This is a genomic window from Paenibacillus sp. S-38 (assembly GCF_049942825.1).
Classification (GTDB): domain Bacteria; phylum Bacillota; class Bacilli; order Paenibacillales; family NBRC-103111; genus Paenibacillus_G.
Window position 1 is genome coordinate 3,165,316 of the sequence record NZ_CP187970.1, and the last position, 25,829, is coordinate 3,191,144.

Consider the following 25,829-nt stretch of genomic DNA (forward strand, 5'->3'; position numbering starts at 1 on the left):
TGGGCGCCATCTCTAGGGTGAGAGTCCCGAACGGGGGCTGGCGAGCGCCTACCGTTAGCCAAGGGCAAGGGTGTCGGCCGTGAGGCGGAATCTGAAGGAAGCCGGAGGCAAATGCACGGGCCAAGGTACACGAACCTAATTTGAGGCAGTGTCAGTCGGATGAGTCTCCAAGACAAGACGAAATCCAAAGCCGCCAAGGGCTGATGCTGTAAACTTAGGTGGTCGCGGGCAGACAGATGGCGTTCTTATCTGGGGAGGCCTGCGGATACGCGAAGTGACTTCGTAACCGCGGCTGAGAAGCCGCGCTGAATCCGCAGGAGTCAGCAGAGGCCATAGTACGCGAGTACGGGACGCCGGAAAGCGGAAGGGCTGAACCGAAAGGAGAGAGGAAACCGGTGCGTTCGCGTGAAGAGCAGAGACAGCAGAATATTCCGCAAGGGAGCTCGCGGCAGAGAGAAGCGGTGAAGCCGCCAGGGTATGCCGGAGCGCCGAGTTCTTCGCCGGCACAAGCCGACCTTTTCTCTCGCAAAGGCCAGAGCAGGCTGCTGGAGAAGATGCTCGAAGGGCACAACCTTCGGCTCGCCTACAAGCGAGTGGTACAGAACGGAGGAGCGCCCGGAGTGGATGGTGTAACGGTAGCCGAGCTACAAGCTTACCTGAAAACCCACTGGGAACAGGTGAAAGCCAACCTCCTGACGGGAAGCTACAGACCCGCGCCAGTCAAACGGGTGGAAATCCCCAAACCCGGAGGCGGTGTACGGCTGCTTGGCATCCCGACCGTAATGGACCGTTTTCTCCAGCAGGCGCTTCTGCAAGTGATGAATCCGATTTTTGATGCACATTTCTCGGGGTACAGCTACGGTTTCCGCCCGGGAAGACGGGCGCATGACGCCGTAAAGCAGGCACAAAGCTATATCCAAAGCGGCCTCAGATGGGTCGTGGATATGGATCTGGAGAAATTCTTTGACCGGGTGAACCATGACATGCTCATGGCTAGAGTAGCACGGAAGGTGGAGGACAAGCGTGTCCTGAAGCTCATCCGCTCCTATTTGAACGCCGGAGTCATGTCGCATGGAGCGTTGGAGCGCACACCGGAAGGCACGCCGCAGGGCGGTCCGCTCAGTCCGCTTCTGGCGAACATCCTGCTGGACGATCTGGACAAGGAACTGACAAGACGGGGACTGCGGTTTGTCCGCTATGCGGACGACTGCAACATCTTTGTCTCCAGCAAGCGAGCCGGGGAGCGCGTGATGGAATCGGTGATTCGCTTTGTGGAAGGAAAGCTGAAACTGAAAGTGAACCGGGATAAAAGTGCAGTGGACCGGCCATGGAACCGCAAATTCCTAGGCTTTAGTTTCCTGTCGAACAAACAGGCGACGATTCGGCTGGCTCCTAAGACAATTTCGCGATTCAAAGAGAAAGTCCGGGAACTGACGAACCGAACCAAGCCTGTACCGATGGAGGAACGCATCCGGCGCCTGAACCAGTACATGCTGGGCTGGCTAGGTTATTTTCGCCTAGCCTCGGCGAAGACGCACTGCCAAGCCTTTGACAAGTGGATTCGGAGAAGACTCCGCATGTGTCTATGGAAACAGTGGAAACGGGTGAAGACACGCATTCGCGAACTACGTGCGCTCGGCGTTCCGAACTGGGCTGCCTATATGTTGGCAAACTCCCGTCGAGGTCCGTGGGAAATGTCCCGTAGCACAAACAATGCCCTCCCGACTTCCTACTGGGAAGCGAAAGGGCTTAAAAGTTTGCTTTCTCGTTACTCGGAACTTTGTTAACCTTTTGGAACCGCCGTATGCGGACCCGCATGTACGGTGGTGTGAGAGGACGGAGGCTAGCCGCCTCCTCCTACTCGATTGTTGAATGGCTTGGTTTTTTCTTGTTGTCCGTGAAACAAATAGGATGGATTAGAGCGTCAGTTCGCGAACCTTCGTCAGTTCAGGCAGCTGCTCCAGCTGGTCGATTACGTTCGTAGGTGTCTGCTTGTCGGTCGTAAGGACCATAATCGCCTGGCCGCCGATCACTTTCCGGCCTACCTGCATCGTGGCAATGTTGACTTCGTTTGTGCCGAGCAGGGTACCGACCTTACCGATGATCCCCGGTTTGTCCGTGTGGGAGATCAAGAGCAGGTTGCCCGCGGGAGCGATATCCACCGGATACTGGTCGATCTGCACGATCCGCTCGCCATAGCCCGAGAGGAGGGTGCCGGCCATGAGGCGCTCTTCGTTCTTGGTCTTCAGGGTGACGGAGACCAGGTTCGTGAATGTCTTAGCCGCCGTGGACTGCTGGATGACGATGTTGATGTCGCGGGCTTTGGCCAGATGCATCGCATTGACGATGTTGACTCCCTCCAGCTGCTTCTCCAGCACGCCTTTGACGATATGGCGCGTCAGCGGAGCCGTATCCACGCCCGTCAGCTCACCGGAATAGGAAACGACAATCTCGTTCACGGCACCGTCGATCGTCTGGCCGAGCAGGGCACCGAGCTTGAGGCCGAGGCCGAAGTACGGCTGCAGGGTGTTCAGCACGTTAGCAGGCACTTGCGGCATGTTGACGGCATTCTTGAACGGCTCGTCACGGAGAATGTGCAGCACTTCCTCCGATACGTCGATCGCCACGTTCTCCTGCGCTTCTACAGTCGATGCGCCCAGATGCGGAGTGACGATGATCTTCGGGTTGTTCAGGAACGGGTGGTCGGCACGAGGCGGTTCTTCCTCGAATACGTCGAATGCGGCGCCGGCCACGATGCCCTGCTCGATCGCTTCCACGAGAGCCATCTCGTCGATGATGCCGCCGCGGGCACAGTTGATGATCCGCGCGCCCTTCTTCATGATCTCGAACTGAGGGCCGGAGATCATGTGACGGGTTTCGTTCGTGAGCGGGGTATGCACCGTGATGAAGTCGGCTACACGGCAGATCTCATCAACGGTACCCAGCTTGACGCCGAGCTTCTCGGCACGTTCTTCGGTGAGGAACGGGTCGTAGCCGCGGACTTCCATGCCGAACGCTTTCGCGCGGCGGGCGACTTCGCTGCCGATGCGGCCCATGCCGAGAACGCCGAGCACTTTGTTGCGGAGCTCTACGCCGACGAAGGTCTTGCGGTCCCACTCGCCGCCGATCGTTTTCTTATAGGCTTGGGGGATGGTCCGCGCAAGCGACATCATCATGGCGAAGGTAAGCTCGCAGGTCGCGATCGTGTTGCCGTCCGGCGCGTTGATTACCACGATGCCGCGGTTGGTTGCCGCGCCGAGGTCGATGTTGTCGACGCCGACACCGGCACGGCCTACGACTTTGAGCTTGCTGCCGGCCGCCATGACGCGGTCAGTAACCTTCGTCGCGCTGCGCACGAGCAGGGCGTCGTAGTCTGTGATGATGGCCACGAGCTCGTCTTCGGACAGGCCGTTCTTTTTCTCTACTTCCACATCCGGTGCGTCGTAGAGCAGTTGAATCCCCATGTCACTGATTCCATCCATGACTAACACTTTGAACATTTTCACGATACCTCCATTTTTTCTTTCCGGGTAGGATGCGCTAGCTGACTTCCCTTTTTTACCTACAACTTTTGCGTTGTAAAAACCGCGGTGGAGCCTCTCGGGCAGGATGATGCGGCCGTAAAATGGGGATCCACAACGCTTTTTGCAACGCAAAAAACTCCCCGATCCCGACACGACTAGCGTATACAAGGGACGAGGAGTTACAGTTCTCGTGGTACCACCCTAATTCGCTGAACGCTCGCGCGAACAGCCTCAAGGGTCTGCCTGTGGGACAGACCGGGAAGGGTAACGGCTTCCGGCCGGCTGGGACTACTCAGAAGGGTTCGCCTCAGCAACTCAGGAGTGCTCCGCATATCGAGAACGACCCGGTTCGCACCAACCACCGGCTCTCTGAACGTTTCGGACTATGCTTGGCTCCGTCATAGCATGTTAGATCTAAAATTTTCATTAGCTTATCATGCGGATGCGACCTAGTCAATAGGTTTCGCACCGGTCAGCCGATGGCATGGAAGCACACTGTAAACGAGAATGTACGAACATTAAAGCGGCTGTGTACTATTATTGTAAGTCTATTAGCCGAAAAAGGCAACAAAAAATCGGATATTAACATAAAATTAACGATATTGACGAAATGTAACGGCGGGGAAGCCCAAATCAGGGAGGCACTCGTCCCGAAGCGGGCTTCCGCCCGAGTTTTCGGGCGCCCGTGCGCATGGTATGATAAGGGAGCGGCGCAAAGTTTGCCCTGACAGGAGGAAAATCAAATGACGGAGATTCGGAGGATCGATCCCGAGTCCTTTCAGGAAAAGCTGGAGGAAGGGGAGCTGGAGGGCCAGCTGATCCTGGATGTACGGGAGCCTTACGAATGGGAGTACTACCATGATGAGCGTGCGGTGCTCATGCCGATGAACACCATCCCTGCCCGGTTGGACGAGCTGCCGAGGGACCGTAGTATCTATGTGGTATGCGCCCATGGAGTGCGCAGTGTTAACGTCTGTCTGTATCTGCGGCAGCAGGGCTTCGATAATTTGGTAAATGTCGACGGGGGAATGGCGGCCATCGCCTCACTCCGGGGATTCCAATACGATTAGACGGGCGATAAGAATCTGTATGTTCTGAAACCGCACAAAAAACCGCGGTCCCTGTCGGGAACCGCGGCTTGATTGCGGACTATCAGTTCGTAAAGAAGGGCAGCTGCGGCAGGGTTTCGCCGCCGTAGCGCTTGTCTTTGCCTCGCAGGAAGTCTCCGGGCCGCACCGCTTCCGTGGCGACCAGCATGTCCATGACCTGCTTGACCTGACCGATGCCCATGTTCTTCGCCTGGCCGCTCGAGGCCATCTCGTCGATACGGATCGTCAGATCCTGCGGTGTGAATGCCTGGAACACTTTGCCCGTCAGCATGAGCTGGGCGGCGTAGTCATTCTTGGAATTGAGAGGCAGAGCCGACCAGTCGGCCAAGCTCAGATTCTGGTTCACATCAAGCGGGGCGAACTGCGGATTCACCGATTGGTTCCACAGGATGATGGAGCCGTAATATTCCTTCTCGGCCTTCAGCGCGTAATTCTTGGCTTCGTTCAGATAGGCATCGCCGGCGGCGCTCTTCAGGAACTCGCCCGGCGACTGGCTGCCGGCTTTGGAGGCCAGGCCCCCGAGGCCCTCGCTGAACAGCTTAAGGCTTCTCATATAATCCGTATGCGCATCTTTGAGCATAGGTGAGGAGTCGGGCATCGTCTTGGTGCTGAGCACGCTGTACGTTTCATCCGCCAGCTTTTTCAGCTCTTTGACCATACCGGCCGGATCGATGGAGCCGCTCTGCAGCTCGTCCGTCTTCACGAACCAGCTCTTGTGAAATTCCCTGTAGGGCTGGTAGATGGTATGATAGAACGAGACCAAATACTGCTGATGATAGGCGGTAAACCCGTGTTCCTCTTCATTTTTTTTGACGATCAGCGCCTCGTATTTCGCATCCGATTTTTGCTGTCCAAGCTTCAGCCCGAGGAAGAAGGCGCCGAGAGCCACGACCAGCATGAAGATAAACGTAACGACATACAGGTAGTCCGAACCACTAAGACGTTTTTGCATAAGAAGCACCTCCTGCTGACAATCTGTTTCTTTGGGTTGTTTGCAAAGTATAGGGGAATCTGTCGACAAAGGGAAACCATATGAAAAAATTCAACTTCAAGCTCAAAGATCTGAAACTCCGCAGAGTGGACGTCCACGAACTCGATGACCGTATGCTGCTGGTCAACCTGTATTTGACACAGGGGCTCGTGCTCTTCATTGCGGCCGTCATCATGCTGTTCCAGAAGCCCTCGCTCGGCAGTCTCTTCTCTATCGACAACCCCGGTACCATCCTGATCTGGGGGGGCTTGTACGCCCTCATTGTATTGGCGGCCGATCTGCTCATCTCCCGCTGGGTCCCGCCCGAAGTCACCGACGACGGGGGGATTAACAAGATGATCTTCGGGAACCGCGCGCTGTGGCATATCGCGCTGCTGTCCCTCATCGTCTCGATCTGTGAAGAAGTGCTGTTCCGCGGGGCCATCCAGGCAGCCTGGGGCCCGTATTGGACCAGCATCCTGTTCGCCGCGATCCATATCCGCTATCTTCAGCACTGGCTGATGACCGGTCTGGTATTCAGCATTTCCTACGGCCTCGGCTGGATTTACATCCAGACCGGGACGCTGTGGACACCGATTTTCGCCCATTTTCTGATCGACTTCGTTATGGGCTGTATTCTTCGCTATAGGAGAGAAGAATAAATGAACCGCAAACCGTATTCACACTTGGAAGGGCAGCGAATACAGACGGAGGGCCCGGGAGCCGGACCCGCCGTCAATGACGATCACTACCTGCCCCCGCGCAAGACTGTCCATCCGACCGAAAAAGAAAAATGGCTTCCTTTCTTTTATCGGTCGCTGCTGTGGATTTTTGTACTCTTAGTTATCGGACTTTTATTCTGGGGCTACCAGCGGCTGTATTGAGGATTGGAAGGTAGGATGGATCTTCGGTTCTTGAGGCGGTTTATTCGGAGAGGATCTCGGCAGGGTCCGCGAAATGATAGCCCAGCCCGGCCAGCCGGGTCAGCAGCGGATCCAGGGCTTCCGCCGTCCAGGGAAGCTCGTGCATCAAGATATTGCTGCCGGGACGCAGCTGCTCCAGCACATTCGTAACGACCTTCTGCGGGTCGTTTTTTTGCGTGGTCATCTCCCAGTCCTTCGAGCCATTGGACCAGGTCATATAGAGCAGTCTGTTTGTCTTGGCTTCGGCACGCACTGTGTCGCTTCCGGAGCCGAAGGGGGGGCGGAAGAACCGCGGCGCCTCGCCAGTCAAGGACTGCACCTGCTTTTGCACATCCAGAAGCTGCCGTTTAACGGTCTCCGGGTCTTCCTTTTTCAGGTCGACGTGATCCCAGGAATGGTTCCCGATCGCATGCCCTCTCTCGTGGATAAGCTTCAGGAGCTCCGGCTTCTGCTTGACGCGGTAACCGTTAACGAAGAAGATGGCCTTAGCCTTATGACGGTCCAGGGTGTCCAGGAGGGAAGTCAGCACGCCCTTGTCTTTCGGACCGTCGTCGAATGTGAGGAGGACGGCTTGGGCCGGCGCGCCGGAGCCTTCCACCGGTTTGACATCATAGCTGTTGGGGTTGATCCGGTAGCGTTTGACGGCTGCTTCCGGCCGGGTTTGCGGCCGTTCAGCGGAATCACCGGCGCTGGGCGCTGCCGGTTCGCTGCCCTCGGGTGATGGGGGTGCGGCCGGGACGGTGACGGACAGCCGGGCGCCGGATCCGTTCGCAGGCTGCTCCGCATCCCGGGGAGCGTCGGTATCCTGCGTGGAGGCCGGAACCCCGGCCGCCGGGGCGCCGCTCCCCTGGCAGGACGCTATCAGTATGGCTGTTCCCAGCGGGAGGATCAGTCGAAGGTGAGGTATCATTCCGTGCCGGCTCCTCTCTGAGTCATCATGTAATGGCAATGCGGTCTGTTACAGACTTCCTTATTTTATCATGCATGGCAGCGCCCCTCCTAACGGAAAATAAGTTTCGAATACAAAATTACGATTATGAAACCACACGGAGGGATCCCAATGAAGCTGAGTTCGTTTCTGCTGGGCGGGCTGGTTGGAGCCGCCGCAGCCGTTTATTTGTCTAACCGCAGAGGACCGATGCTTTTCTCCGCACTAAGCAGCAGCGACGCCATGAACAGCCTGCTGTCGGCCGGGCAGGAGAAGAAAGAGAAGCCGAAGCGCTCGGAGAGCAAAGCCGCTTCGCCGCGCTCCAAGAAGGAGAGCGGAATCGAGGATGCGCTCTCGGCATCAGAGGGCCTCGGCAAGGTGGAGGACATCGTGAAAAAGGACCCCGCTTTGTCCGCCACGGTGGCTGAAATCCTGGCAAGCAATCATGCGAAGGAAGAGCACCGCGCCCACTAAATTTGCGCCGGTTTGCGCTTCAAGACAGGGCCGTCGCTCTTCACGGGGCGGCGGCCCTGTCTTTTTCCGCAAATGAAGCTTAAATTTAGGGGGATAACCGTTCTTTTCTTTGGCGTTTGTGATATAATAGTCGTATCATGGAATACAAGCTGTTAACTCGCGTTCATATCTCACCTTTGAGAACCTATTTTCATAAGCTGTTAATACAGTCGGCAAGGGAGGAATCCAGTATGAAAATGGAGCGTTTAAGTCAGGACAAGATACGGATATTCCTCACATTCGATGACTTAACGGAGCGGGGCATTCATAAGGATGACATGTGGAGAGAGATCCCCAAGGTTCATGAGCTGTTTAGTGAAATGATGGACCAAGCCTATATGGAGCTTGGCTTTGACGCTACAGGACCGCTTGCCGTTGAAGTTCTTGCCATGCCGGCTCAAGGTATGATGGTGATTGTTACCAGAGGGAAGATGAATCTCACTCACGGAGATGACACGCTTGAGGACGAGATGGAGGAAGTGTACGAGCTGGAAGTGACGATGGACGAAACCGACCAGATCACGTACGCCTTCCATGATTTTGAAGATCTGCTCCGCATGGCGAAAGTAATTAACCCGCTCTTGATTGATGGGGGAACGCTATATTCGTTTAAGAACAAGTGGATCCTTCTGCTTGATGCAGTGGATATGGAAGAGAAGCGCCTGCAGTCGATCGTTGCGGTGCTGTCCGAATTCGGCGAATCGACTTCCGTGACGCAAGCGATGCTTGAAGAATACGGCAAGACAGTGATCGAGTCCGATGCGGTCAAGGTGCTTTGCGCCAAATTCCAATAATGAAGCCAGCCCGGCTGGCGTCGGCGCTCCCAGAGATTTGCGCAGGAAGAAACAAGCTGTAGACATGGTAAAGCATTCAACAAAAACGGCCGTTTTTGGGGGATGCTTTTTTTGCGGAATTCGGTAACCACAGGAGGAAGAGAGGACATGTCCATGAGCTTAAACAAACCGACGGCGGCCAAATCGTCCTATGATCTGGAACAGCTGACGAACCATTACCATAAACAGCTTCGCGAGGAAGCGCTTTATTATATGCAGCGCCGGGGAATCGAGTCCGAGACTGTGGAGAAGTACCGGATCGGCTTCGAGCCGGGCCGCATCGGCTTCTATGTTCATTCCGACAAGCTCGGAGACTTCTTCGAGAACCGGATCATCCTGCCGATCGAGAACGCGGAAGGGACTGTCGTGGACCTTATCGGCCGGTCGATCGACAACCGCGAGCCCAAATACAAAAGCCTGCTCGGCGTAGAAGAGTACATGTTCAATGAAGAGGTGCTCGCCGAAGCGGATGATGTCGTGCTCTGCAGCGGCGTATTTGATGTGCTGAGCCTGTCCCAGGCCAGGCTGCCGGCGGTCTGCGTGCCGGTGTGGATGATGTTCAAGGAAAGCCATGCGGAGAAGCTGAAGGACAAGCGTGTTTTCATTTGTTTGGGCAATGATGAATTAGGGCGGCGGGAAAGTGTAAGAATACAGAGCATGCTGCAATCTACGGCAAAGCAGTCCTTTATTGTCAATCTGCCTGAATCGATCCGGGATGCGAATGATTTCTTCAGCCGGGTCAAGAACCCGTTGGAAACGTTCACGCAGATGCTCAATGATACGATGGAGGAATCGCTGCTGCTGCCGATCGCACCGGATGTCAAGAACATCACGGTGTACACGGAGGAGTACATGAAGCGGCACCGGGGGCAGGTGTCCGGCGTGCCCACGGGGTTCAAGCGCCTCGATGAAGTACTCTTCGGCGGGCTGCACAGCGGCCTATACCTGCTGGCGGGCTGCGCATCTTCCGGCAAGACAATGCTGATGAAGCAGATGGCCGATCATATGGCTCTTGGAGGCACGCCCGTCGTGTACGTATCCTGGGACATGACGGCCTTCGAGCTGTGGGCCCGCAGCATCGCGCGGCTGATCGGCACCGAGCCGCAGAAAGTGCTCGGAGGTGCGGTATCTCCCGATGAGGTCAATGAAGCCAACAAGCAGTACATCCCCATCAGCAAAATGCAGTGGACGCTCGAGTGCTCGCCGGATACGACGATGGAACGGGTACTGAATTCCATTGAGCGGGTTGCGGGCATGGCCGGCAAAACGCCGGTGGTGTTCATCGACCATCTTAACCGGATTCCGCTTGCTCTCGGAGGCCCGGCTCCCCGTGTGGCACCGGCGGAATATCAAACCTCTCTGGCCTACGCCCTGAAGCAGTGGTCAAGAGAGTGGGGAGGCCCGGTAGTCGCGGCGATTCCGAGTGATATCGGCGAAGAGCGGCTGCCCGAAGGGGTGGAAGCTTCGGCCGATGTGATGCTGCTGCTGAAGTCCCAGTGCGCTGCGGAGCCTCCGGCCAAGGTGGAGGGTCACCCCGCGGCACTGCACCTGATCAAGCACCGCAACGGGCCGCTGGCGACCGTCCCCTTGCGTTTTCTCGACGGGAAGGCGCGGTTCGACGAACTGAACTGATGTGTTCGAAAGAAGCTTCACCTGAACGGCCCGATTGATCTGATCCGGTGCCGGCCGCTTCCAAGCAAAAGCATCCAGTGATCCATACTCTCATGTGATAAGGGTGGTCCGTATGTCCGAAAATTTGAATGTCCTGCATTCGACGCAAGTGATCATCGAGCAGGCGCTTACCCGTCTCGGGTACTCCGAATCGATGGTAGAGCTGCTGAAAGAGCCGCTTCGTGTGCTCACGGTGCGGATTCCCGTGCGGATGGACGACGATACCGTAAAGGTATTCACCGGCTACCGCGCCCAGCATAACGATGCGGTGGGGCCGACGAAGGGCGGGGTTCGGTTCCACCCTGACGTGAATGAGGATGAAGTAAAGGCTCTATCGATCTGGATGAGCCTGAAGTGCGGGATCGTGGATCTCCCTTATGGCGGCGGCAAGGGCGGTGTGATCTGCGACCCGCGGAAGATGTCGTTCCGTGAGCTGGAGCGGCTGAGCCGCGGGTATGTGCGCGCGGTCTCTCAGATCGTGGGTCCGACCAAGGATATTCCGGCACCGGATGTCATGACGAACTCGCAGATCATGGCGTGGATGATGGACGAATACAGCCGCATCCGCGAGTTCGATGCCCCCGGCTTTATCACCGGCAAGCCGATTGTGCTGGGCGGGTCGCACGGCAGGGAGACGGCCACCGCCAAAGGGGTGACCATCATGATCGACCAGGCGCTTAAGAAGAAAGGCATTCCGCTGAAGAACGCCAAGGTGGTTATCCAAGGCTTCGGCAACGCGGGCAGCTACCTTGCGAAGTTCATGCACGATATGGGGGCCTGCGTCGTCGGCATCTCCGACGTATACGGGGGGCTGTACAACCCCGACGGCCTCGATATCGAATACCTGCTGGACCGCCGGGATTCCTTCGGCACCGTCACGAAGCTCTTCAAGGATACGCTGACGAACCAGGAGCTGCTGGAGCTCGACTGTGATATTCTCGTCCCGGCGGCCATCGAGAACCAGATTACGGCGGACAACGCGGGCCGCATCAAGGCGCCGATCGTAGTGGAGGCGGCCAATGGACCGACCACCATGGAGGCGACGAAGATCCTCATGGACCGGGGCGTGCTGCTTGTGCCGGATGTGCTGGCCAGCGCCGGCGGCGTGGTCGTCTCGTACTTCGAGTGGGTGCAGAACAATCAAGGATACTACTGGACGGAAGCGGAAGTGCATGCCAGACTCCAAGAAGTGATGGAAAAAGGCTTCGAGAATGTCTATAATGTTCATATGACACGAAAAGTCGACATGCGTCTGGCCGCTTATATGGTGGGCGTCCGCAAAATGGCCGAAGCCGCCCGGTTCCGGGGCTGGGTCAATTAATATAGCATTTGTTGAGGTTGCTTGCGATGCGAGGCGGTTTTTTCTCTTCCAAGAAACCATTTTCATCTTTCTTTTTATTATTATTTAGGCGGTTTTGAACCCGTTTGTTTTGGTGGATTTGCAGTCTGTGGTTTTAGATTTGGATAAAGGACGGAGAGTTTACGTGCCGCCTATGAATCCGGATTCCTCCCTCTCTCTGCTTCAATTCAGAGGAACCCGGATTCAACAGCGGCCGCAGTCGTTTATCCAAATCGCCCTGCAAGCGCATGACACCACCACTATTACACTCTGCTCAAAACCAGGATCGGAGGGGTCACCGTGAGCGTCTTACCCATCTTAACCGCGGCTATAGCGCCTGGTGCCGCTCTGCTGTGCTACTTTTATCTCAAAGACCGATACCAGCCCGAGCCGGTGTCTCTGGTACTCCGGATGTTTTTCTTCGGCGTGCTGCTCGTCTTTCCCATCATGGTCCTTCAGCGGGCTTTGGTGCTTGGGCTGGGGCTCGGGGAGGGCTCCTTCCTGTTCTCCTTCCTGGCCTCGTCCCTGCCGGAGGAGTTTTTCAAGTGGTTCCTGGTCTACTTCGTCATCTATAAGCATACCTCGTTCGATGAGCCGTATGACGGGATAGTGTACTCCGTCGCGGTATCGCTGGGGTTCGCCACGCTGGAGAACGTATTCTATGCGTTCCTCCACGGAACGGACTTCTCCTTCCTGCTGTGGAGGGCGTTCCTTCCGGTATCGGGTCATGCGATGTTCGGCGTCATCATGGGCTATCATTTCGGCAAGGCCAAGTTCAGCGGGACGGGATCAAGCAAGCATCTGCTGTACGCTCTGCTGCTGCCGTTCTTCTGGCACGGCACATTCGATTACATCCTCGCCGTCACCAAGACTTATTGGGTCTGGTTCATGGCCCCGCTTATGGTGTTCCTGTGGGTGCGCAGCCTGCTGAAGGTGAACCGGGCGAATGCCAAATCGCCGCTTCGCATGGTTACCCGGGAAGAGCAGATTAAAATCTGACGGGGCTGTCCATACTGGGTAGCATAACCAGTTGAGAACCGGAGGATGGGCATGACGGCCGTAACCACTCGAGTGAAAGTAACGATCCGCTGCAGGCACTGCGGCGAGAAATTCGTCCTGAAGGGACGGAAGGAAAAGGGCCGGGTCGATACCGGCTTTAAGATGTGCATCTGCAACAACATCTCGGATTTTCACATCGAAACCCAGGATTTTTAAGAGAAGCCGGCGCGAGCCGGTTTTTTTGCTGTCCGGAAAGCCCGCTTTCCGAAACCGTCCTCCTCCATCGCTTCCCCCGTGCATAAACGCGCTCCCTTCCGGCGAACACTAAGCCCAACTTTTGCTGATGAAGGGAGATCTTAAGTCATGTACAAACGGCTCAGCATGGTCATGTTCCCGATTCTCCTTATGGCGCTGGTGGGAACCGGGATCTGGGGATATATGGAGCACCAGGAGAAAAACTCCGTACTGATCAAGGCGGAGAACCAGTACCAGCGGGCGTTCCACGATCTGAGCTTCCATGTGGACAAGCTGCATACGGAGCTCGGCAATACCCTGGCGGTGAATTCCACCTCGCAGGATGCTTACAAGAAGGGCCTCATCAATGTATGGCGGATCACCAGCCAGGCGCAGAACGAAATCTCGCAGCTGCCCCTGACCCTGCTCCCGTTCAACAAGACGGAGGAATTCCTGGCCAATATCTCGAATTTCGCATACCGTGCCGCAGTCAGGGACCTCAGCAAGCAGCCGCTCGATGAGAATGAGATCAAAACGCTGAACGCCCTGTACAAGCACGCCAGCGAGATAGCCGGCGACCTGCGGGGCGTCCAATCGAAGGTGCTCGCAAGCAACCTGCGCTGGATGGATGTCGAGCTTGCCCTGGCGACCGAGAAGGAACCGCAGGATAACGTCATCATCGACGGATTCTCCACTATGGATAAGAAGGTCGGCGAGTATTCGGAGATCGACTGGAGTCCGGTCGTAATGAGCATGTACCAGAAGCGGGATATGACCATGCTGGGGGGCAAGGAAGAGACGGCCGACGACATCAAGCGGAAGGCCGCCGAGTTCCTCGGGCTCTCCGATCCGACGGGCCTTCAGGTCGTCGAGAACGGGCACGGGACCGAATACCAGTCCTACAGCGTCAGTGTGCCCAAGCCGGGCACGACCGACGGCGTGCAGATGGATTATTCCAAGAAAGGCGGACAGCTGCTCTGGTTCTCGGCGGCGAGAGACATTCCGTCGAAGCAGCTGGATCTGCGCCAGGCAAGGGATACGGCGGCCCAGTTTCTCGATGAGCACGGCTACAAGGAGATGACGGCCGTTTCTTATGACGAGTATAACAATCTGGCGAACATTACCTTCGCCACCCGCCGGAACGACGTGATCAATTACCTGGAGAAGGTTGCGGTCAAAGTGGCGCTGGATAACGGAGAGGTAACCGGCCTGGAGGCTTCCGACTACGTCTTCGACAAGAAGGACCGCCAGCTTAAGCAGCCCAAGCTGACGGCCGAGGAGGCTCGTAAGACGCTGAATCCGAATTTTGAAGTGCACAGCAGTGCCCAGGCGCTCATCCGCAGCGACATACAGGAGGAAGTGCTGTGCTACCAGTTCATCGGCCGGGTCAACGGGGGGATGTACCGGGTCTATATTAACGCGGAGAGCGGAGCCGAGGAGAAGATCGATGAGCTGGGCGCGCAGGAAGTGGAAGTGCAGTCATAGGAAGCAGGGAGGCCCGGCTCGGTGCGGGCCCTTTCTTTTTGCCCCGGAAGCAGACCGGATGAGGCGGCAGGATGAGACTCTTCCCATATTTGGACAGCGTGCTATAATAGGGAATGGCGTGCGACAAGAAAGAGCCTGAGCCAGGGCAGCAGCCTAGAGAAAACCCCGGGGGGATGACCTTGCTTCCGAAAGTGAATCAAATCCTGCATATCCAGATCGAATCCATAGATGAAGAGGAAGCCAGGCAGGAATACAAGTCCCGCATTGCCGACTTGACCGATACGGAGATCATTATGGAAGTGCCGATCAACGAGACTACGGGCCGGTTGAAGAAACTCTTCAAGGGCGACGGGCTGTCCGTCTATTTTATCGCGGAGGGCGGCGTCAAGAATTACTTTCATACCGAAGTGACCGGGTTCCGGGATGAGGTAATCCGTCTGGTCGCCATCCGGAGGCCGGAGCCCGAGGCGGTAACGCAGATCCAGCGCCGCAGCTATCTGCGGGTGCCGGCGGAGCTTGAGATCGCTGTCCGCTTTCCGGACGGAGAGCGCCAGGTCGTGTTAACGGATGATGTAAGCGGAGGGGGGCTGTCGCTGCTCTGCCCTCCTGCGGTCCGTACAGCCGAAGGGCAGTCCCTCGAATGCTGGCTGCTCATCCACATGAAGAGCGGAGCTGTCGAACATATCCCGTTCACGGCGGAGATCGTGCGTGTGAAATTGCACGAGACGGGCAAGCAGCAGCTCATGCTCCGCTTCACGGAGATAACGGACAAGGATCGCCAGAAGATCATCCGCTATTGTTTCGAACGCCAGCTGGATATCCGCAAGAGATAGCGGATAGAACGGAGGCCTGCTGGGCACACTACCTTCCAAATTCAGGGATGGGGGTGTCCGGGTCATGCAGGAACAAGCTGGCGGAAGGCAGGAGAGAGAAGAGGCGGACGAATACGAAGAACTGTTTCTTGGCGTAGCCGGACGGGTGGAGAAGATGGCGGTAGCCGTGCTGCTTGTGCTGCTGTCCCTGCTGGTTGCCACCCAGCTGCTTCTGCAGAATCCGCGAATCCGGTATCTGCTGGTGCGAGTGGAGCAGCTGGAGGGGACGCCTTACGGGGAGCAGGGGGCTCTGGTCCGAAGCGGACACTGACCCTTTTGTCGTTTTGCATTCAGGTGGACAGCTATGGTATAATTTTCTACGTTCAAGGCTTCGGCCTGTTTTTTTGTGATTCGGCAGGATTCGCACCCGCGGTCTTGGCTTCACCGGATCATTCCGGGCCGCCCTATGCCGCTGCCGCAGAGTCGGGAGCGGAGCAATGCAGCTTCGGAAGTTTCGTCCGCTTTCAGGCAAGAAGGAGGCCGCATCTTGGAAAAGTTTAACATCGCTATCGACGGTCCGGCCGGAGCGGGCAAGAGCACCATCGCCCGACTGGTGGCAGGGTCTCTCGGATTCGTGTATGTCGATACGGGGGCCATGTACCGTGCCGTCACCTGGAAGATTCTGCAGGAGAACCTTCCGGCGGAGTCCACGGCGGACATGATAGCACTGACAAGCCGGACGGAGATTCGTCTGGTGCCCGGCGAGAACGGGCAAACGGTTTATGCGGACGGGCTGGACGTCACCGGCATGATTCGCTCGGCCGAAGTGACGGGGAACGTCTCACGAATCGCATCCATCGCAGAGATCCGTACGATTCTGACTGCGAAGCAGAAGGAGATGGCCGCAGACAAAGGCGTGGTCATGGACGGCCGGGATATCGGCAGCCATGTGCTCCCGGATGCGGAGGTCAAGATCTTCCTGACCGCCTCGGTAAGAATCCGCGCGGAGCGCAGGTACAAGGAAATCTGCGATACTCAGACGGAGATGACGCTCGAACAGCTGGAGCTGGACATCGCCCGCCGGGACCGGATGGACGAACAGCGGGAAGCCTCGCCGCTCGTCAAGGCGGCCGACGCCGTCTTGATGGACACGACCGATATGACGATCCCCGAAGTGGTGGAGCGGATATTGGAGCTTTGCCAGTCCAGAGTCGGTGGAGGGAAATAAATCATGCTGTATCGGTTTTTTCGGAGTCTCTTCCGGGTAATATTCCGTATCCTCTTCCGGCTTCGCGCCGAAGGGATGGAGAACATTCCCCGATCGGGACCGGTCATCTTATGTGCGAACCATACGAGCAACGGGGATCCTCCGCTGCTTGGCTGTCTCATGGAACGCAAGGTGCACTATATGGCAAAGGCAGAGCTTTTCGAAGTGCCTGTACTTAGCTACATTCTTCCCCGAATCGCAGCTTTTCCCGTCAAGCGCGGCGGCGTAAGCAAAGAATCGATCCGGTTGTCCCTGGATCTGCTCAAGGAAGGCAATGTGCTCGGGATCTTTCCTGAAGGAACCCGAAGCAATGCCGGCGGTATGGGCAAGAAAGGGGCGGCGAGCCTCGCTCTGAAGTCGGGAGCAACGGTGATCCCTGCAGCGATCGTCGGCGGCTACAAGGTATTTCGGCCGATGAAAGTGGTCTACGGTCCGCCGGTGGATCTCAGCGAATTCGCGGGTAGCGGCTCCGAAGGTCTGGAGCAAGCGACGGAGAAGATCATGACTACCATCCGCGCGATGGTGAAACAGCACGAATCGAAAAGATAAAGCGTGGAATACTTAGGAAAAAGATGAAAGCTAGCTTTTATCCAAATACATTGTCGTCAGGTTGCTAAGGAGGGTATTGAACATGTCAGAAGAAATTAAAGACCAGGAAGTTCAAGAAGTGCAGGGTGCCGAGGTATCCCAGGAAGAATCCATGGCGGATGTAACCTTCATCAAGAAGGGCGACATCGTCAAAGGGAAAGTCATCAAAGTGGATGCGGACCAGGCGTTTGTTGACGTAGGTTACAAATATGACGGCGTAGTTCCTGTGAAGGAGCTTTCCTCCGTACAGGTGGACGATGCTTCCCAGAACGTGGAGATCGGCCAAGAGATCGAGCTCAAGGTGCTCACAATCGACGATCACAGAGAAAAGCTCGTTCTCTCCAAGCGTGCCGTTGACGGCGAGAAGTCCTGGGACAAGCTTGCTGCCGACATGGAGAACAAAACGATCCTCGAAGCGAAAGTGGCTGAAGTCGTTAAGGGCGGCCTTGTCGTAGACGTAGGTCTGCGCGGTTTCGTTCCGGCTTCGATGGTAGAGCGTACATTCGTTGAAGATTTCAGCGATTACAAAGGCCGCACGCTTCGTCTTCGCGTGAAAGAAATGGACCGCGAGAAGAACAAGGTCATCCTGTCCCAGAAGGATGTACTTGACGAAGAGTTCGAAGGCAAGAAGAAGGAAGTCCTCGCGAACCTGTCCGTGGGCCAAGTGCTTGAGGGTACGGTTCAGCGTCTGACCCAATTCGGCGCATTCGTGGACATCGGCGGCGTGGACGGCCTTGTGCACATCTCCGAGATGGCTTGGCACCACGTAGAGAAGCCATCCGAAGTCGTGAAAGAAGGCGACAAGGTATCCGTGCAGGTGCTGAAGGTCGATCCGGCTAACGAACGGATCTCCCTGTCCATCAAGGCTACCCAGCCGGGCCCTTGGCAGCAGGTGGCCGGCCGCATCAACACCGGCGACATCGTTACCGGTACCGTGAAGCGTCTTGTGCAGTTCGGCGCCTTCATCGAAGTGGCTCCTGGCGTGGAAGGTCTGGTTCATATCTCCCAGATCGCACACCGTCATGTGGCTACGCCGCAGGAAGTGCTGGAAGAAGGCCAAGAAGTTAAGGTGAAAGTGCTTGATATGAACCCGGATGAGAAGCGCATCTCCCTCTCCATCAAGGAAACGGAAGAAGCTCCGGCCCGCGAGCCAAGACAAGAGCGCGAGCGTGGTGACCGTGAGAGAGCTCCAAGAAGAGAGAGAGAATCCGTCTCCCACGAAGAGCTGTCTTCCCTGAACCTGACCCTCGGCGAGCGCTTCGGCGACAAACTGAGCAAGTTCAAGTAAGCAGCTGCCTGGCGTAAAGGCCGGTTCGTCCTAGTATAACGAAAAGAGGAATCCAGGGTGCGCATACCAAGGAAAATGGAGCATGTTCATCATGCTCTGCAGCAGGGCATCAGCGGAACCCAGGGCTTCCGGGATATCCGGCTGCTTCCCAACTGTCTCCCCGGGATCTCCTCCGATCGCATATCGTTACGTACCGGAATCGGCGAACTCACTTTGAGCTCGCCGATTCTTATTAATGCGATGACCGGAGGAGCCCGTGAGACGGAGGAGATTAACCGGGAGCTGGCTGCAGCTGCCCGTGAGACGGGACTCGCGATGGCGGTCGGTTCACAGATGTCCGCCTTGAAGAATCCCGAGGTGGCTTCATCTTACCGCATTGTGCGGCAGGTGAATCCGGAGGGGATTGTCTTCGGCAACCTGGGCAGTGAGGCGACGCTCGACCAGGCGCTACGGGCCGTGGAGATGCTGCGTGCGGACGGCTTGCAGATTCACCTCAATGTGATGCAGGAGCTCATCATGCCGGAGGGAGACCGCGACTTCAGCGGCATGCTGGAGAGAATACATAAGATAGTGGAAGGGGTCGGCGTCCCTGTCATCGTCAAGGAAGTGGGCTTCGGCATGGTGCGCGAGAGCGCGGAGCAGCTGCTGTCGACCGGCGCGGCAGCGATCGACGTCGGCGGAGCAGGCGGAACCAACTTTGCGGCGATCGAGAACGCAAGAAGGGTGAAGCCGATGGAGTGGCTGAACGACTGGGGCTGTCCTACCGCCGTCGCGCTGCTTGAAGTATTGGAAGCACGGATGGGCGAAGTGGGGCGGAGCGTGCCTATCATTGCCACGGGAGGCATAACCGGAGCGCTGGATGCGGCCAAGGCGCTAGTGCTTGGAGCCTCGGCTGTCGGTATGGCCGGTGCAATGCTGAGGGTGCAGCGCGAAGAAGGTACGGAGGCACTGATCGGCTTCATCGAATCGCTGCATGAGGAGCTGCGTCTGGTCATGACGGCACTCGGTGCACCGACCATCGATGCTTTGCACGATATGCCGGCCGTCATTACCGGAGATACGGCGCAGTGGTGTGACGCACGCAGCATCGATATCCGCAGGTTTGCGGGCCGCAGCGGTTTTGCTGCCAGGTGACTAAAACTAAATATGGAAAGCCATACTACGGAAGTGAGATAAAGGCTGCCTATCCGGTATTGGGATGGGGAGTCAAAGCTTGTTTCTGCGGGTGAGAGCGAATGAATCCAGGGTATTTGTCCTTATTGCTGATCGTCGTATCGCTGATTCTGATCGCCAGTGGCTGGAAGGATGTTCTAATAAGAGGTATTACTCGTATGAGTCTACTTCTTTTTTTTATGGGCTGGCTGATCGGAACCGCCTGGTCCTTCCCGGTGGGGGGGCAGACGGTGAACGGCATAGTGCTTATCCTGACCGTACTGGCCGGAGCGGTTCTGCTGCGATCCCCGGGGGTGCTGTTGAAGATGCACCTGCTATCCGTGGGGATGCTGCTGGCGTCCGTTCATTTTTTTCTCCGCGAGACGCTGCCTCTGGCTCCGATGCTTGTGATCTTCACCCCCGAGTGCACGATGGCTCTGCTGGTCGGGCTTTTGGGCGCCGTGCTCCTTCGGTCGCCCGCCGGGCAGATCGGTGCGGTGACCCTCGGGCTGTTGATCGGGGAAGCGATGGCCTACTATGCCCACCGGGAGGCGTGGACGGGAGTGATTGACGGGCCTTCTTTCCAGGACGGCTGGTGGCTTTGCGTCTACGCGGTACGAGGCTGCTCTATCGTTGTCGTAGCCCTTCACCGCACGGTACGTTCGGCTGTCCGGTATATCTGGTACACCCTTAAGGGGGACAAGGACTAAGGGCTGCAGGACAGCAAGTAAAGAGGAGGCTTGACATGTGGGTGTGGATCGTAGAGCAGAAATATAACGTTGGTATCGTCCTCGGGGTCCTGTTCGGAGTTACCGCACGAATTACCATGCTGCGAACCGATTACCGGCAGTACCCGACGTACCCCCACGGCAAGATTATCCACCTGTCCCTGGGAGTCATCGCAGCGGGTCTCGGTTCGGTAGCCGTCCCCGCCCTGCTGGACAAAAACTATACGGCGATGACGTTCCTCGCGATGGCAGCCCAGCAGTTCCGCGATGTCCGCAATATGGAGCGTCAGACACTCAGCAAGATTGATTCGCTGGAGCTGGTGCCCCGGGGAGCCACCTATATCGAAGGCATAGCGATGGTATTCGAAGGCCGCAATTACCTCGTGATCTTCACCTCCTTCGTCACCGCCTTCTTCGGGATTCTGTTCGCCTGGTACTGGGGGATTGCAGCAGGATTGATCGCTATGCTCATCACGTTCTACTTCAAGTCCGGCAAGAGTGTCTCCCATATTGCGGACATTCAGGTCGGCACGGTGCGGTTGGACGGACCGAATCTCTTCGTGGATGATATCTATATCATGAACGTCGGCCTCAGCGATACGCAACGGGTGATCCGGGAGCGGGCGATCGGCCTTGTGCTGACACCGAGGAATCCGAATGGACGGATCACGCTCTCGAACCTCGGCCAGCGGCAGGCGCTGCTGCATGATGTATCGACGATCATGGGAGTCTTCCGGGACGACGGGGAACCATCGCTCGTCCCTCAGGCCAAGCTGGACATGAAAGACGGCCGGCTGGCGGTGCTGCTTCTTCCTCAGGAGAAGAACGCCGAGAAGGCCCGGGCGGTGGCAATGCGTTCGCCGATCCTCGAGAGTGCGGTGCGCATGCCGACGGAAGCGGAAGTGCCGGCCGGCGGAAAGGCGGGAGGGTAGCATGGGGAAGATCCTGGCGGTAATTACGATGGATAAGAGCAAGGTGGCCGGCGGTGCGCCGATCTTCGTGACAGGCAGTCCGGAAGAACAGCAGCAGGTGGCCTTCAAGCTGGAGAAAATCATGGACGCTTCCGCTCATGATCTGCAGAACGGGACGCTCATTATCGTAAAGCACGGGTAATTGTCTTCCCGTACAGGGCGGCTGCCGGGCTTTACGGGGCTGCGGGGGCAGGAGAAGAAGCGCCTCCTCGTTTACTTGCTCCATAAATTTTGGTATAATGGCGTAGCCTGAGCGGGCCTGGCGAATTGTGGAACCGCCAAGACCGCCGGAACTGCAGTGCAGAGCGTTACCCCTAAGAAGTGGTGCCGCAGATCACCCGAGTACCTGGTTCCGTCCGTTTTGCTCCTCACGAGCTCGTCCGCGGATGCGGCAGGTACTTTATTTTTTGCATGGAAGACTTGGGTCCCGTCTTGGGGGTCGTAAGGACAGAGAGAGAAAGGAATGAAGCGCATGGCAAGGCCTGTCATTGCGATTGTCGGCCGCCCGAATGTGGGCAAATCCACGATATTCAACCGGATTATCGGGGATAAGCTGGCGATTGTAGAAGATAAACCCGGAGTAACCCGGGACCGGTTGTACGGAAGGGGCGAATGGCTCGACCAGGAGTTCAGCATTATTGATACGGGCGGGATCGAGATTGAAGGAGAAGACCATATTCTCCGCTCGGTGCGCGTGCAGGCGGAGCTTGCCATCGAAGAAGCGGACGTCATCATCTTCATGGTGGATGCCAAAGCCGGCGTAACCCCGGCCGACAGTGAAGTCGCCCAAATTCTATTCCGTTCGCAGAAGCCCGTTGTCGTGGCCGTCAACAAAGTGGATAATCTGCAGCGGGCGGACGATATCTATGAATTCTACTCCATGGGCTTCGGTGAGATCGTGGGCATCTCAGGTGCGCATGGAACCGGGATCGGCGATCTGCTAGAGGAGGTCGTGAAGCACTTCCCTGATACTGTAGATGAGGAATACGGTGAGGATGTTATCCGCGTGGCGCTGATCGGGCGTCCGAACGTGGGCAAATCGTCGCTCGTAAACGCCATTCTCGGCGAAGAGCGCGTCATTGTCAGCGACATGGCCGGCACGACGCGGGACGCCATCGATACGCCGTTCGAGAAGGACGGGCAGAAGTACGTCATCATCGACACGGCGGGGATGCGCAAGCGCGGCAAGGTGTACGAGAACACCGAGAAGTACAGCGTGATGCGTGCCATGAAGGCGATCGAACGCGCGGACGTCGTTCTCGTGGTCATCGACGGCGAGGTCGGCATCATCGAGCAGGATAAGCACGTGGCGGGCTATGCACACGAAGCGGGCAAGGCGGCGGTCTTCGTCGTGAACAAATGGGATGCCGTCGAGAAGGACGAGAAGACGATGCACCAGTTCGAACAGAAGATCCGTGACCATTTCCTCTTCATGACGTATGCGCCGGTCGTGTTCCTCTCGGCGAAGACGAAGCAGCGTCTGCACAAGCTGCTGCCGGTCGTCAACACGGTCTCGGAGGCACACGCGATGCGGATTCCGACGCACGTGCTTAACGATGTCGTGTCGGATGCGGTAGCGATCAACCCGCCGCCGACAGACAAGGGCCGCCGGATGCGGATCAACTACGCCACACAGGTAGCGGTGAAGCCGCCTACGATCATTTTCTTCGTCAACGATCCGGAGCTCATGCACTTCTCCTACCAACGCTACCTGGATAATAAGATCCGGGCGGCCTTCGGGTTCGAGGGGACGCCGCTCCGTCTGTTTACGCGGCGCAAATCGGAAGAGGAATAGGGGCGAAGGAACGTGACAAGCTGGTTGTCGCTGCTGATCGGGTACTTGCTCGGCTCGATCAGCTTCAGCTTCTTGGCGGGCAAGCTGCTCAAAGGAATCGATATCCGCCAGCACGGAAGCGGGAATGCGGGGGCGACGAATACGCTGCGTGTGCTCGGCAAGGGGCCAGGTATCGCCGTACTCCTGCTCGACGTGCTCAAAGGAATTGCCGCCGTATGGATCGGAAATGCGCTGAGCGGCGGGGATACCCTCATCATGGTGCTCTCCGGCGTGTCCGTCATTGTCGGACACAACTGGCCTGTGTTTTTCGGATTCAAGGGAGGCAAGGGGATCGCCACGACGATCGGTGTCATGGCTACGCTGGCTTTTCTTCCGTCCCTGTTCGCCGGGCTTATCGCGATTGCGGCCATTGTCTTCACACGGTACGTGTCCCTCGGTTCCCTGCTGTTTACCGCACTGCTTCCGCTCTTTATCTGGGGAATGGACCGTTCCGTTGAAATACTGGTGCTCAGCCTGCTGCTGTTTGTATTCGCCTGGGTGAAGCACCGGACCAATATCGTGAAGCTCCTGCAGGGCAAGGAGAACAAGCTTGGATCCAAGAAATCTTCCTAATTTTCTTACATAGGGGGCCCGAACATGTCCAATTCCACGAAAGTCGCCGTGCTGGTGGCCGGCAGCTGGGGAACGGCGATTGCCTCCGTCCTGGCGGGCAACGGTCATGAGGTGCTGCTCTGGTCCCGCAGCGAAGAGCAAGTGAGAGAAATCAATACGGAGCGCCGCAACCGCCGGTTTCTCGGTGAAGCGGTGCTCTCCGAGCGGATCCGCGCCACCACCTCCATGCAGGAAGCGGCAGAGGGCGCTCGGGCCGTGTTCATCGTCGCGCCTTCGTCGGCGATGCGCGAGATCGCTTCCCAGCTTCGGCCCCATCTCGGTCCCGAGACGATCCTCGTGCATGCGACCAAGGGCTTTGAGACCGGCACCCTGAAGCGGATGAGCGAGGTCTTGGCTGACGAAATGCAGGGGATGGATCCCGGGCGCATTGTCGTGCTGTCGGGGCCGAGCCATGCCGAGGAGGTCATCCAGCAGTGCCCGACGACCGTCGTGGTCGCTTCGCAGGACAAGGAGGCGGCCGAGGCGGCACAGGCGCTGCTCACCAACGCCTATTTTCGGGTGTACACCACACCGGATGTAGTGGGGATTGAAGTCGGCGGTGCACTCAAGAATATTATCGCGCTTGGCGCCGGGCTGTCCGACGGGCTTGGCTTCGGCGACAATGCCAAGGCTGCGCTGATGACCCGCGGGCTAGCGGAGATCGCAAGACTCGGTGTGGCGATGGGCGCCAATCCGCTGACCTTCGCCGGTCTGGCCGGGGTAGGCGACCTTGTCGTCACCTGCACGAGCAAGCACAGCCGCAACTGGCGGGCCGGCTCGATGCTGGCCCAGGGGCTGTCGCTCAGCGAGGTGCTCAGCCGGATGGGGATGGTTGTCGAGGGCGTGAAGACGACCCAGGCGGCGCACAAGCTCTCCCGCCAGTACGGCATCGAGATGCCGATCACCGATGAGCTGTACCTGCTCCTCTTCGAGGGGAAAGAGCCGCGCTCGGCGGTCGAGGACCTGATGGGCCGCGATCCGACGCACGAGTCGGTCCAGGTGGCGGAATCCTCTCACACCGGCTGGAGCTAAGGAGGGCGTCCGCCTACACGCCGGGGCCTCTTCGCTCATATACTGCTCTAGACTTACCGCAGCGGCCGCCATCCGGCGATCCAGCATGAAGGTCCGGGGAGGAATGAGGAAGATGTCAGGCAATAACAAGAACATGCCTAAGGACGTCCTGAACGTAGTCAAGAAGAAAACAGGCAAGAACGTCTCCGAGAAGGATATCTATAAACTGGCCAGCGGCGTGAAGCCGACGACGGTCCAGAGCGATGCCCAGCTGAAGCAGCTGATTAAGCAGGTGGCCGGTCTGGTGAACGTTCCGGTATCGGAGCAGACGATGAACGAGCTGATCCAGGCGATCAAGACGAGCAAGATGAACACGAACAACATGGAACAGCTCATGAAGATGATCATGAAGAAGTAATGGCTTGACAATTCCGTGGCATAAGCGGCCGGAAGGCGCGCTTGTGCTTTTTTTGTGATATGATGGAATGAGGTTTGTACGAATCAGAGAAACAGGGGTTGGATATATGTCTCCGCTTGACAAAATGTGGGCTTCATTTATCGCGATCGGCCTGATGGTAGCCGCATCGCTGCTGATTTCCTTTGCAAGAACCCGGACGAAGGGAGCGGTCCGCTTTCTGCTGTCGCTGGTCGCTTTCCTGATGTTCATCCCGATTCTGCTCTATATGTTCGCATCGCTGCTGTAAGGAGAGGGCCCAAGATATGTTGACGCTAAAAGGCAAACAAGGATCAAAAACGGTGGAGCCCGAAAACGGGTTCACCATTGTGGATATGGCGTTGAAGCATGGGGTCGAATGGGGCTTCTCGTGCCTGCGGGGGACATGCTCCCGCTGCAGATGCCAGGTGCTCGAGGGCGCCGAGCATCTCAGCGAACCGACGGACGAAGAGCTCGATAACCTGGGAGACGACGAGATCGAAGAGGGCTTTCGCCTCGGCTGTCAAGCGACCATCCGGAGCGCGGGCCCGGTGACGATTGTGCATAAACCGTATTTTTAATGAACCTAGAGTGGAACTTCAAGA

At 57.2% G+C, this 25,829-nt stretch carries 29 protein-coding genes and 1 other annotated feature; of the genes, 26 read left to right on the forward strand and 3 right to left on the reverse strand.

Features of this window, described 5'->3' with window-relative positions:
* Positions 1 to 395 precede the first annotated feature (395 nt).
* Positions 396 to 1,787, forward strand: a complete 1,392-nt coding sequence (gene ltrA, locus ACP26L_RS14565; RefSeq protein WP_426445489.1) for a group II intron reverse transcriptase/maturase — start codon at positions 396 to 398, stop codon at positions 1,785 to 1,787.
* Positions 1,788 to 1,916: 129 nt separating this feature from the next.
* Here the strand turns inward: ltrA and serA are convergent, their stop codons facing one another.
* A complete protein-coding gene (serA, locus tag ACP26L_RS14570) occupies positions 1,917 to 3,500 on the reverse strand; it encodes a phosphoglycerate dehydrogenase (RefSeq protein ID WP_426453514.1) in 1,584 nt (527 codons plus the stop codon).
* Between the two features lie 188 nt (positions 3,501 to 3,688).
* Positions 3,689 to 3,935 (reverse strand) — a binding site (T-box leader).
* 332 nt (positions 3,936 to 4,267) lie between these two features.
* On the opposite strand from serA, the gene ACP26L_RS14575 reads away from it, so the two are divergent.
* Entirely contained in the window at positions 4,268 to 4,594 is a 327-nt protein-coding gene (locus tag ACP26L_RS14575; RefSeq protein ID WP_426453515.1) for a rhodanese-like domain-containing protein, read from the forward strand.
* An 82-nt stretch (positions 4,595 to 4,676) separates the two neighbouring features.
* On the opposite strand, the gene ACP26L_RS14580 is transcribed toward ACP26L_RS14575, so the two are convergent.
* The gene (locus tag ACP26L_RS14580) at positions 4,677 to 5,585 is read right to left on the reverse strand and encodes a hypothetical protein (protein ID WP_426453517.1); all 909 of its coding nucleotides are present in this window, start codon (positions 5,583 to 5,585) and stop codon (positions 4,677 to 4,679) included.
* 80 nt (positions 5,586 to 5,665) lie between these two features.
* On the opposite strand from ACP26L_RS14580, the gene ACP26L_RS14585 reads away from it, so the two are divergent.
* A complete protein-coding gene (locus ACP26L_RS14585) occupies positions 5,666 to 6,265 on the forward strand; it encodes a CPBP family glutamic-type intramembrane protease (protein WP_426453518.1) in 600 nt (199 codons plus the stop codon).
* A complete protein-coding gene (locus tag ACP26L_RS14590; protein WP_426453520.1) occupies positions 6,266 to 6,487 on the forward strand; it encodes a hypothetical protein in 222 nt (73 codons plus the stop codon).
* Positions 6,488 to 6,527: 40 nt separating this feature from the next.
* Here ACP26L_RS14590 and ACP26L_RS14595 read toward each other — a convergent pair whose 3' ends face one another.
* Positions 6,528 to 7,436 carry a polysaccharide deacetylase family protein gene (locus tag ACP26L_RS14595; protein ID WP_426453522.1) on the reverse strand — a complete coding sequence of 303 codons (909 nt, stop codon included), beginning with the start codon at positions 7,434 to 7,436 and terminating at the stop codon, positions 6,528 to 6,530.
* A gap of 150 nt (positions 7,437 to 7,586) precedes the next feature.
* Between ACP26L_RS14595 and ACP26L_RS14600 the strand changes: the two genes are divergently transcribed.
* The 22 genes from ACP26L_RS14600 to ACP26L_RS14705 all read left to right on the forward strand — a co-directional run bounded on the left by ACP26L_RS14600 (position 7,587) and on the right by ACP26L_RS14705 (position 25,805).
* The gene (locus ACP26L_RS14600) at positions 7,587 to 7,928 is read left to right on the forward strand and encodes a hypothetical protein (protein WP_426453523.1); all 342 of its coding nucleotides are present in this window, start codon (positions 7,587 to 7,589) and stop codon (positions 7,926 to 7,928) included.
* A gap of 230 nt (positions 7,929 to 8,158) precedes the next feature.
* A complete protein-coding gene (locus ACP26L_RS14605) occupies positions 8,159 to 8,761 on the forward strand; it encodes a genetic competence negative regulator (RefSeq protein ID WP_013916472.1) in 603 nt (200 codons plus the stop codon).
* Between the two features lie 147 nt (positions 8,762 to 8,908).
* On the forward strand, positions 8,909 to 10,432 hold the full coding sequence (locus tag ACP26L_RS14610; protein ID WP_426453525.1) for a DnaB-like helicase C-terminal domain-containing protein: 1,524 nt from the start codon (positions 8,909 to 8,911) through the stop codon (positions 10,430 to 10,432).
* 112 nt (positions 10,433 to 10,544) lie between these two features.
* A complete protein-coding gene (locus tag ACP26L_RS14615) occupies positions 10,545 to 11,792 on the forward strand; it encodes a Glu/Leu/Phe/Val family dehydrogenase (protein WP_426453527.1) in 1,248 nt (415 codons plus the stop codon).
* Between the two features lie 318 nt (positions 11,793 to 12,110).
* Complete coding sequence (gene prsW, locus ACP26L_RS14620; protein ID WP_426453529.1) at positions 12,111 to 12,809, forward strand: glutamic-type intramembrane protease PrsW; 699 nt, start codon at positions 12,111 to 12,113, stop codon at positions 12,807 to 12,809.
* 51 nt (positions 12,810 to 12,860) lie between these two features.
* Complete coding sequence (locus ACP26L_RS14625) at positions 12,861 to 13,025, forward strand: hypothetical protein (RefSeq protein ID WP_426453531.1); 165 nt, start codon at positions 12,861 to 12,863, stop codon at positions 13,023 to 13,025.
* 147 nt (positions 13,026 to 13,172) lie between these two features.
* Entirely contained in the window at positions 13,173 to 14,528 is a 1,356-nt protein-coding gene (gene ypeB, locus ACP26L_RS14630) for a germination protein YpeB (protein ID WP_426453532.1), read from the forward strand.
* A gap of 173 nt (positions 14,529 to 14,701) precedes the next feature.
* A complete protein-coding gene (locus ACP26L_RS14635) occupies positions 14,702 to 15,361 on the forward strand; it encodes a flagellar brake protein (RefSeq protein WP_426453534.1) in 660 nt (219 codons plus the stop codon).
* 64 nt (positions 15,362 to 15,425) lie between these two features.
* On the forward strand, positions 15,426 to 15,671 hold the full coding sequence (locus ACP26L_RS14640) for a hypothetical protein (RefSeq protein ID WP_426453535.1): 246 nt from the start codon (positions 15,426 to 15,428) through the stop codon (positions 15,669 to 15,671).
* Positions 15,672 to 15,887: 216 nt separating this feature from the next.
* Positions 15,888 to 16,568, forward strand: coding sequence for a (d)CMP kinase (gene cmk, locus ACP26L_RS14645; protein WP_426453536.1), 681 nt, complete (start codon positions 15,888 to 15,890; stop codon positions 16,566 to 16,568).
* A gap of 3 nt (positions 16,569 to 16,571) precedes the next feature.
* The gene (locus ACP26L_RS14650) at positions 16,572 to 17,156 is read left to right on the forward strand and encodes a lysophospholipid acyltransferase family protein (protein ID WP_426453538.1); all 585 of its coding nucleotides are present in this window, start codon (positions 16,572 to 16,574) and stop codon (positions 17,154 to 17,156) included.
* 82 nt (positions 17,157 to 17,238) lie between these two features.
* On the forward strand, positions 17,239 to 18,483 hold the full coding sequence (gene rpsA, locus ACP26L_RS14655; RefSeq protein ID WP_426453540.1) for a 30S ribosomal protein S1: 1,245 nt from the start codon (positions 17,239 to 17,241) through the stop codon (positions 18,481 to 18,483).
* A 75-nt stretch (positions 18,484 to 18,558) separates the two neighbouring features.
* Positions 18,559 to 19,617: a type 2 isopentenyl-diphosphate Delta-isomerase gene (gene fni, locus ACP26L_RS14660; protein ID WP_426453542.1), complete on the forward strand. Its 1,059-nt coding sequence runs from the start codon at positions 18,559 to 18,561 to the stop codon at positions 19,615 to 19,617.
* A gap of 197 nt (positions 19,618 to 19,814) precedes the next feature.
* Complete coding sequence (locus ACP26L_RS14665; RefSeq protein ID WP_426453544.1) at positions 19,815 to 20,345, forward strand: YphA family membrane protein; 531 nt, start codon at positions 19,815 to 19,817, stop codon at positions 20,343 to 20,345.
* 35 nt (positions 20,346 to 20,380) lie between these two features.
* Complete coding sequence (locus ACP26L_RS14670) at positions 20,381 to 21,295, forward strand: YIEGIA family protein (RefSeq protein WP_426453545.1); 915 nt, start codon at positions 20,381 to 20,383, stop codon at positions 21,293 to 21,295.
* Between the two features lies 1 nt (position 21,296).
* Complete coding sequence (locus ACP26L_RS14675) at positions 21,297 to 21,476, forward strand: capping complex subunit for YIEGIA (protein WP_426453547.1); 180 nt, start codon at positions 21,297 to 21,299, stop codon at positions 21,474 to 21,476.
* Positions 21,477 to 21,806: 330 nt separating this feature from the next.
* A complete protein-coding gene (gene der, locus ACP26L_RS14680; RefSeq protein WP_426454950.1) occupies positions 21,807 to 23,129 on the forward strand; it encodes a ribosome biogenesis GTPase Der in 1,323 nt (440 codons plus the stop codon).
* Between the two features lie 12 nt (positions 23,130 to 23,141).
* On the forward strand, positions 23,142 to 23,741 hold the full coding sequence (gene plsY, locus ACP26L_RS14685; protein WP_426453549.1) for a glycerol-3-phosphate 1-O-acyltransferase PlsY: 600 nt from the start codon (positions 23,142 to 23,144) through the stop codon (positions 23,739 to 23,741).
* A gap of 24 nt (positions 23,742 to 23,765) precedes the next feature.
* Positions 23,766 to 24,812 (forward strand): NAD(P)H-dependent glycerol-3-phosphate dehydrogenase, encoded by a 1,047-nt coding sequence (locus tag ACP26L_RS14690; RefSeq protein ID WP_426453550.1) that lies wholly within the window; start codon positions 23,766 to 23,768, stop codon positions 24,810 to 24,812.
* 112 nt (positions 24,813 to 24,924) lie between these two features.
* On the forward strand, positions 24,925 to 25,209 hold the full coding sequence (locus ACP26L_RS14695) for a stage VI sporulation protein F (protein ID WP_013916491.1): 285 nt from the start codon (positions 24,925 to 24,927) through the stop codon (positions 25,207 to 25,209).
* A 124-nt stretch (positions 25,210 to 25,333) separates the two neighbouring features.
* On the forward strand, positions 25,334 to 25,495 hold the full coding sequence (locus tag ACP26L_RS14700) for a DUF2768 family protein (protein WP_426453552.1): 162 nt from the start codon (positions 25,334 to 25,336) through the stop codon (positions 25,493 to 25,495).
* Positions 25,496 to 25,511: 16 nt separating this feature from the next.
* A complete protein-coding gene (locus ACP26L_RS14705) occupies positions 25,512 to 25,805 on the forward strand; it encodes a 2Fe-2S iron-sulfur cluster-binding protein (protein WP_426453553.1) in 294 nt (97 codons plus the stop codon).
* Positions 25,806 to 25,829 lie beyond the last annotated feature (24 nt).

What these genes read in the sequence shown, in the direction of transcription:
- serA (WP_426453514.1), bottom strand. Translation starts at nt 3,500, where the DNA reads ATGTTCAAAGTGTTAGTCATGGATGGAATCAGTGACATGGGGATTCAA.
- ACP26L_RS14575 (WP_426453515.1), top strand. Translation starts at nt 4,268, where the DNA reads ATGACGGAGATTCGGAGGATCGATCCCGAGTCCTTTCAGGAAAAGCTG.
- ACP26L_RS14580 (WP_426453517.1), bottom strand. Translation starts at nt 5,585, where the DNA reads ATGCAAAAACGTCTTAGTGGTTCGGACTACCTGTATGTCGTTACGTTT.
- ACP26L_RS14585 (WP_426453518.1), top strand. Translation starts at nt 5,666, where the DNA reads ATGAAAAAATTCAACTTCAAGCTCAAAGATCTGAAACTCCGCAGAGTG.
- ACP26L_RS14590 (WP_426453520.1), top strand. Translation starts at nt 6,266, where the DNA reads ATGAACCGCAAACCGTATTCACACTTGGAAGGGCAGCGAATACAGACG.
- ACP26L_RS14595 (WP_426453522.1), bottom strand. Translation starts at nt 7,436, where the DNA reads ATGATACCTCACCTTCGACTGATCCTCCCGCTGGGAACAGCCATACTG.
- ACP26L_RS14600 (WP_426453523.1), top strand. Translation starts at nt 7,587, where the DNA reads ATGAAGCTGAGTTCGTTTCTGCTGGGCGGGCTGGTTGGAGCCGCCGCA.
- ACP26L_RS14605 (WP_013916472.1), top strand. Translation starts at nt 8,159, where the DNA reads ATGAAAATGGAGCGTTTAAGTCAGGACAAGATACGGATATTCCTCACA.
- ACP26L_RS14610 (WP_426453525.1), top strand. Translation starts at nt 8,909, where the DNA reads ATGTCCATGAGCTTAAACAAACCGACGGCGGCCAAATCGTCCTATGAT.
- ACP26L_RS14615 (WP_426453527.1), top strand. Translation starts at nt 10,545, where the DNA reads ATGTCCGAAAATTTGAATGTCCTGCATTCGACGCAAGTGATCATCGAG.
- ACP26L_RS14625 (WP_426453531.1), top strand. Translation starts at nt 12,861, where the DNA reads ATGACGGCCGTAACCACTCGAGTGAAAGTAACGATCCGCTGCAGGCAC.
- ypeB (WP_426453532.1), top strand. Translation starts at nt 13,173, where the DNA reads ATGTACAAACGGCTCAGCATGGTCATGTTCCCGATTCTCCTTATGGCG.
- ACP26L_RS14635 (WP_426453534.1), top strand. Translation starts at nt 14,702, where the DNA reads ATGACCTTGCTTCCGAAAGTGAATCAAATCCTGCATATCCAGATCGAA.
- ACP26L_RS14640 (WP_426453535.1), top strand. Translation starts at nt 15,426, where the DNA reads ATGCAGGAACAAGCTGGCGGAAGGCAGGAGAGAGAAGAGGCGGACGAA.
- ACP26L_RS14650 (WP_426453538.1), top strand. Translation starts at nt 16,572, where the DNA reads ATGCTGTATCGGTTTTTTCGGAGTCTCTTCCGGGTAATATTCCGTATC.
- rpsA (WP_426453540.1), top strand. Translation starts at nt 17,239, where the DNA reads ATGTCAGAAGAAATTAAAGACCAGGAAGTTCAAGAAGTGCAGGGTGCC.
- fni (WP_426453542.1), top strand. Translation starts at nt 18,559, where the DNA reads ATGGAGCATGTTCATCATGCTCTGCAGCAGGGCATCAGCGGAACCCAG.
- ACP26L_RS14665 (WP_426453544.1), top strand. Translation starts at nt 19,815, where the DNA reads ATGAGTCTACTTCTTTTTTTTATGGGCTGGCTGATCGGAACCGCCTGG.
- ACP26L_RS14670 (WP_426453545.1), top strand. Translation starts at nt 20,381, where the DNA reads ATGTGGGTGTGGATCGTAGAGCAGAAATATAACGTTGGTATCGTCCTC.
- ACP26L_RS14675 (WP_426453547.1), top strand. Translation starts at nt 21,297, where the DNA reads ATGGGGAAGATCCTGGCGGTAATTACGATGGATAAGAGCAAGGTGGCC.
- der (WP_426454950.1), top strand. Translation starts at nt 21,807, where the DNA reads ATGGCAAGGCCTGTCATTGCGATTGTCGGCCGCCCGAATGTGGGCAAA.
- ACP26L_RS14690 (WP_426453550.1), top strand. Translation starts at nt 23,766, where the DNA reads ATGTCCAATTCCACGAAAGTCGCCGTGCTGGTGGCCGGCAGCTGGGGA.
- ACP26L_RS14695 (WP_013916491.1), top strand. Translation starts at nt 24,925, where the DNA reads ATGTCAGGCAATAACAAGAACATGCCTAAGGACGTCCTGAACGTAGTC.
- ACP26L_RS14700 (WP_426453552.1), top strand. Translation starts at nt 25,334, where the DNA reads ATGTGGGCTTCATTTATCGCGATCGGCCTGATGGTAGCCGCATCGCTG.
- ACP26L_RS14705 (WP_426453553.1), top strand. Translation starts at nt 25,512, where the DNA reads ATGTTGACGCTAAAAGGCAAACAAGGATCAAAAACGGTGGAGCCCGAA.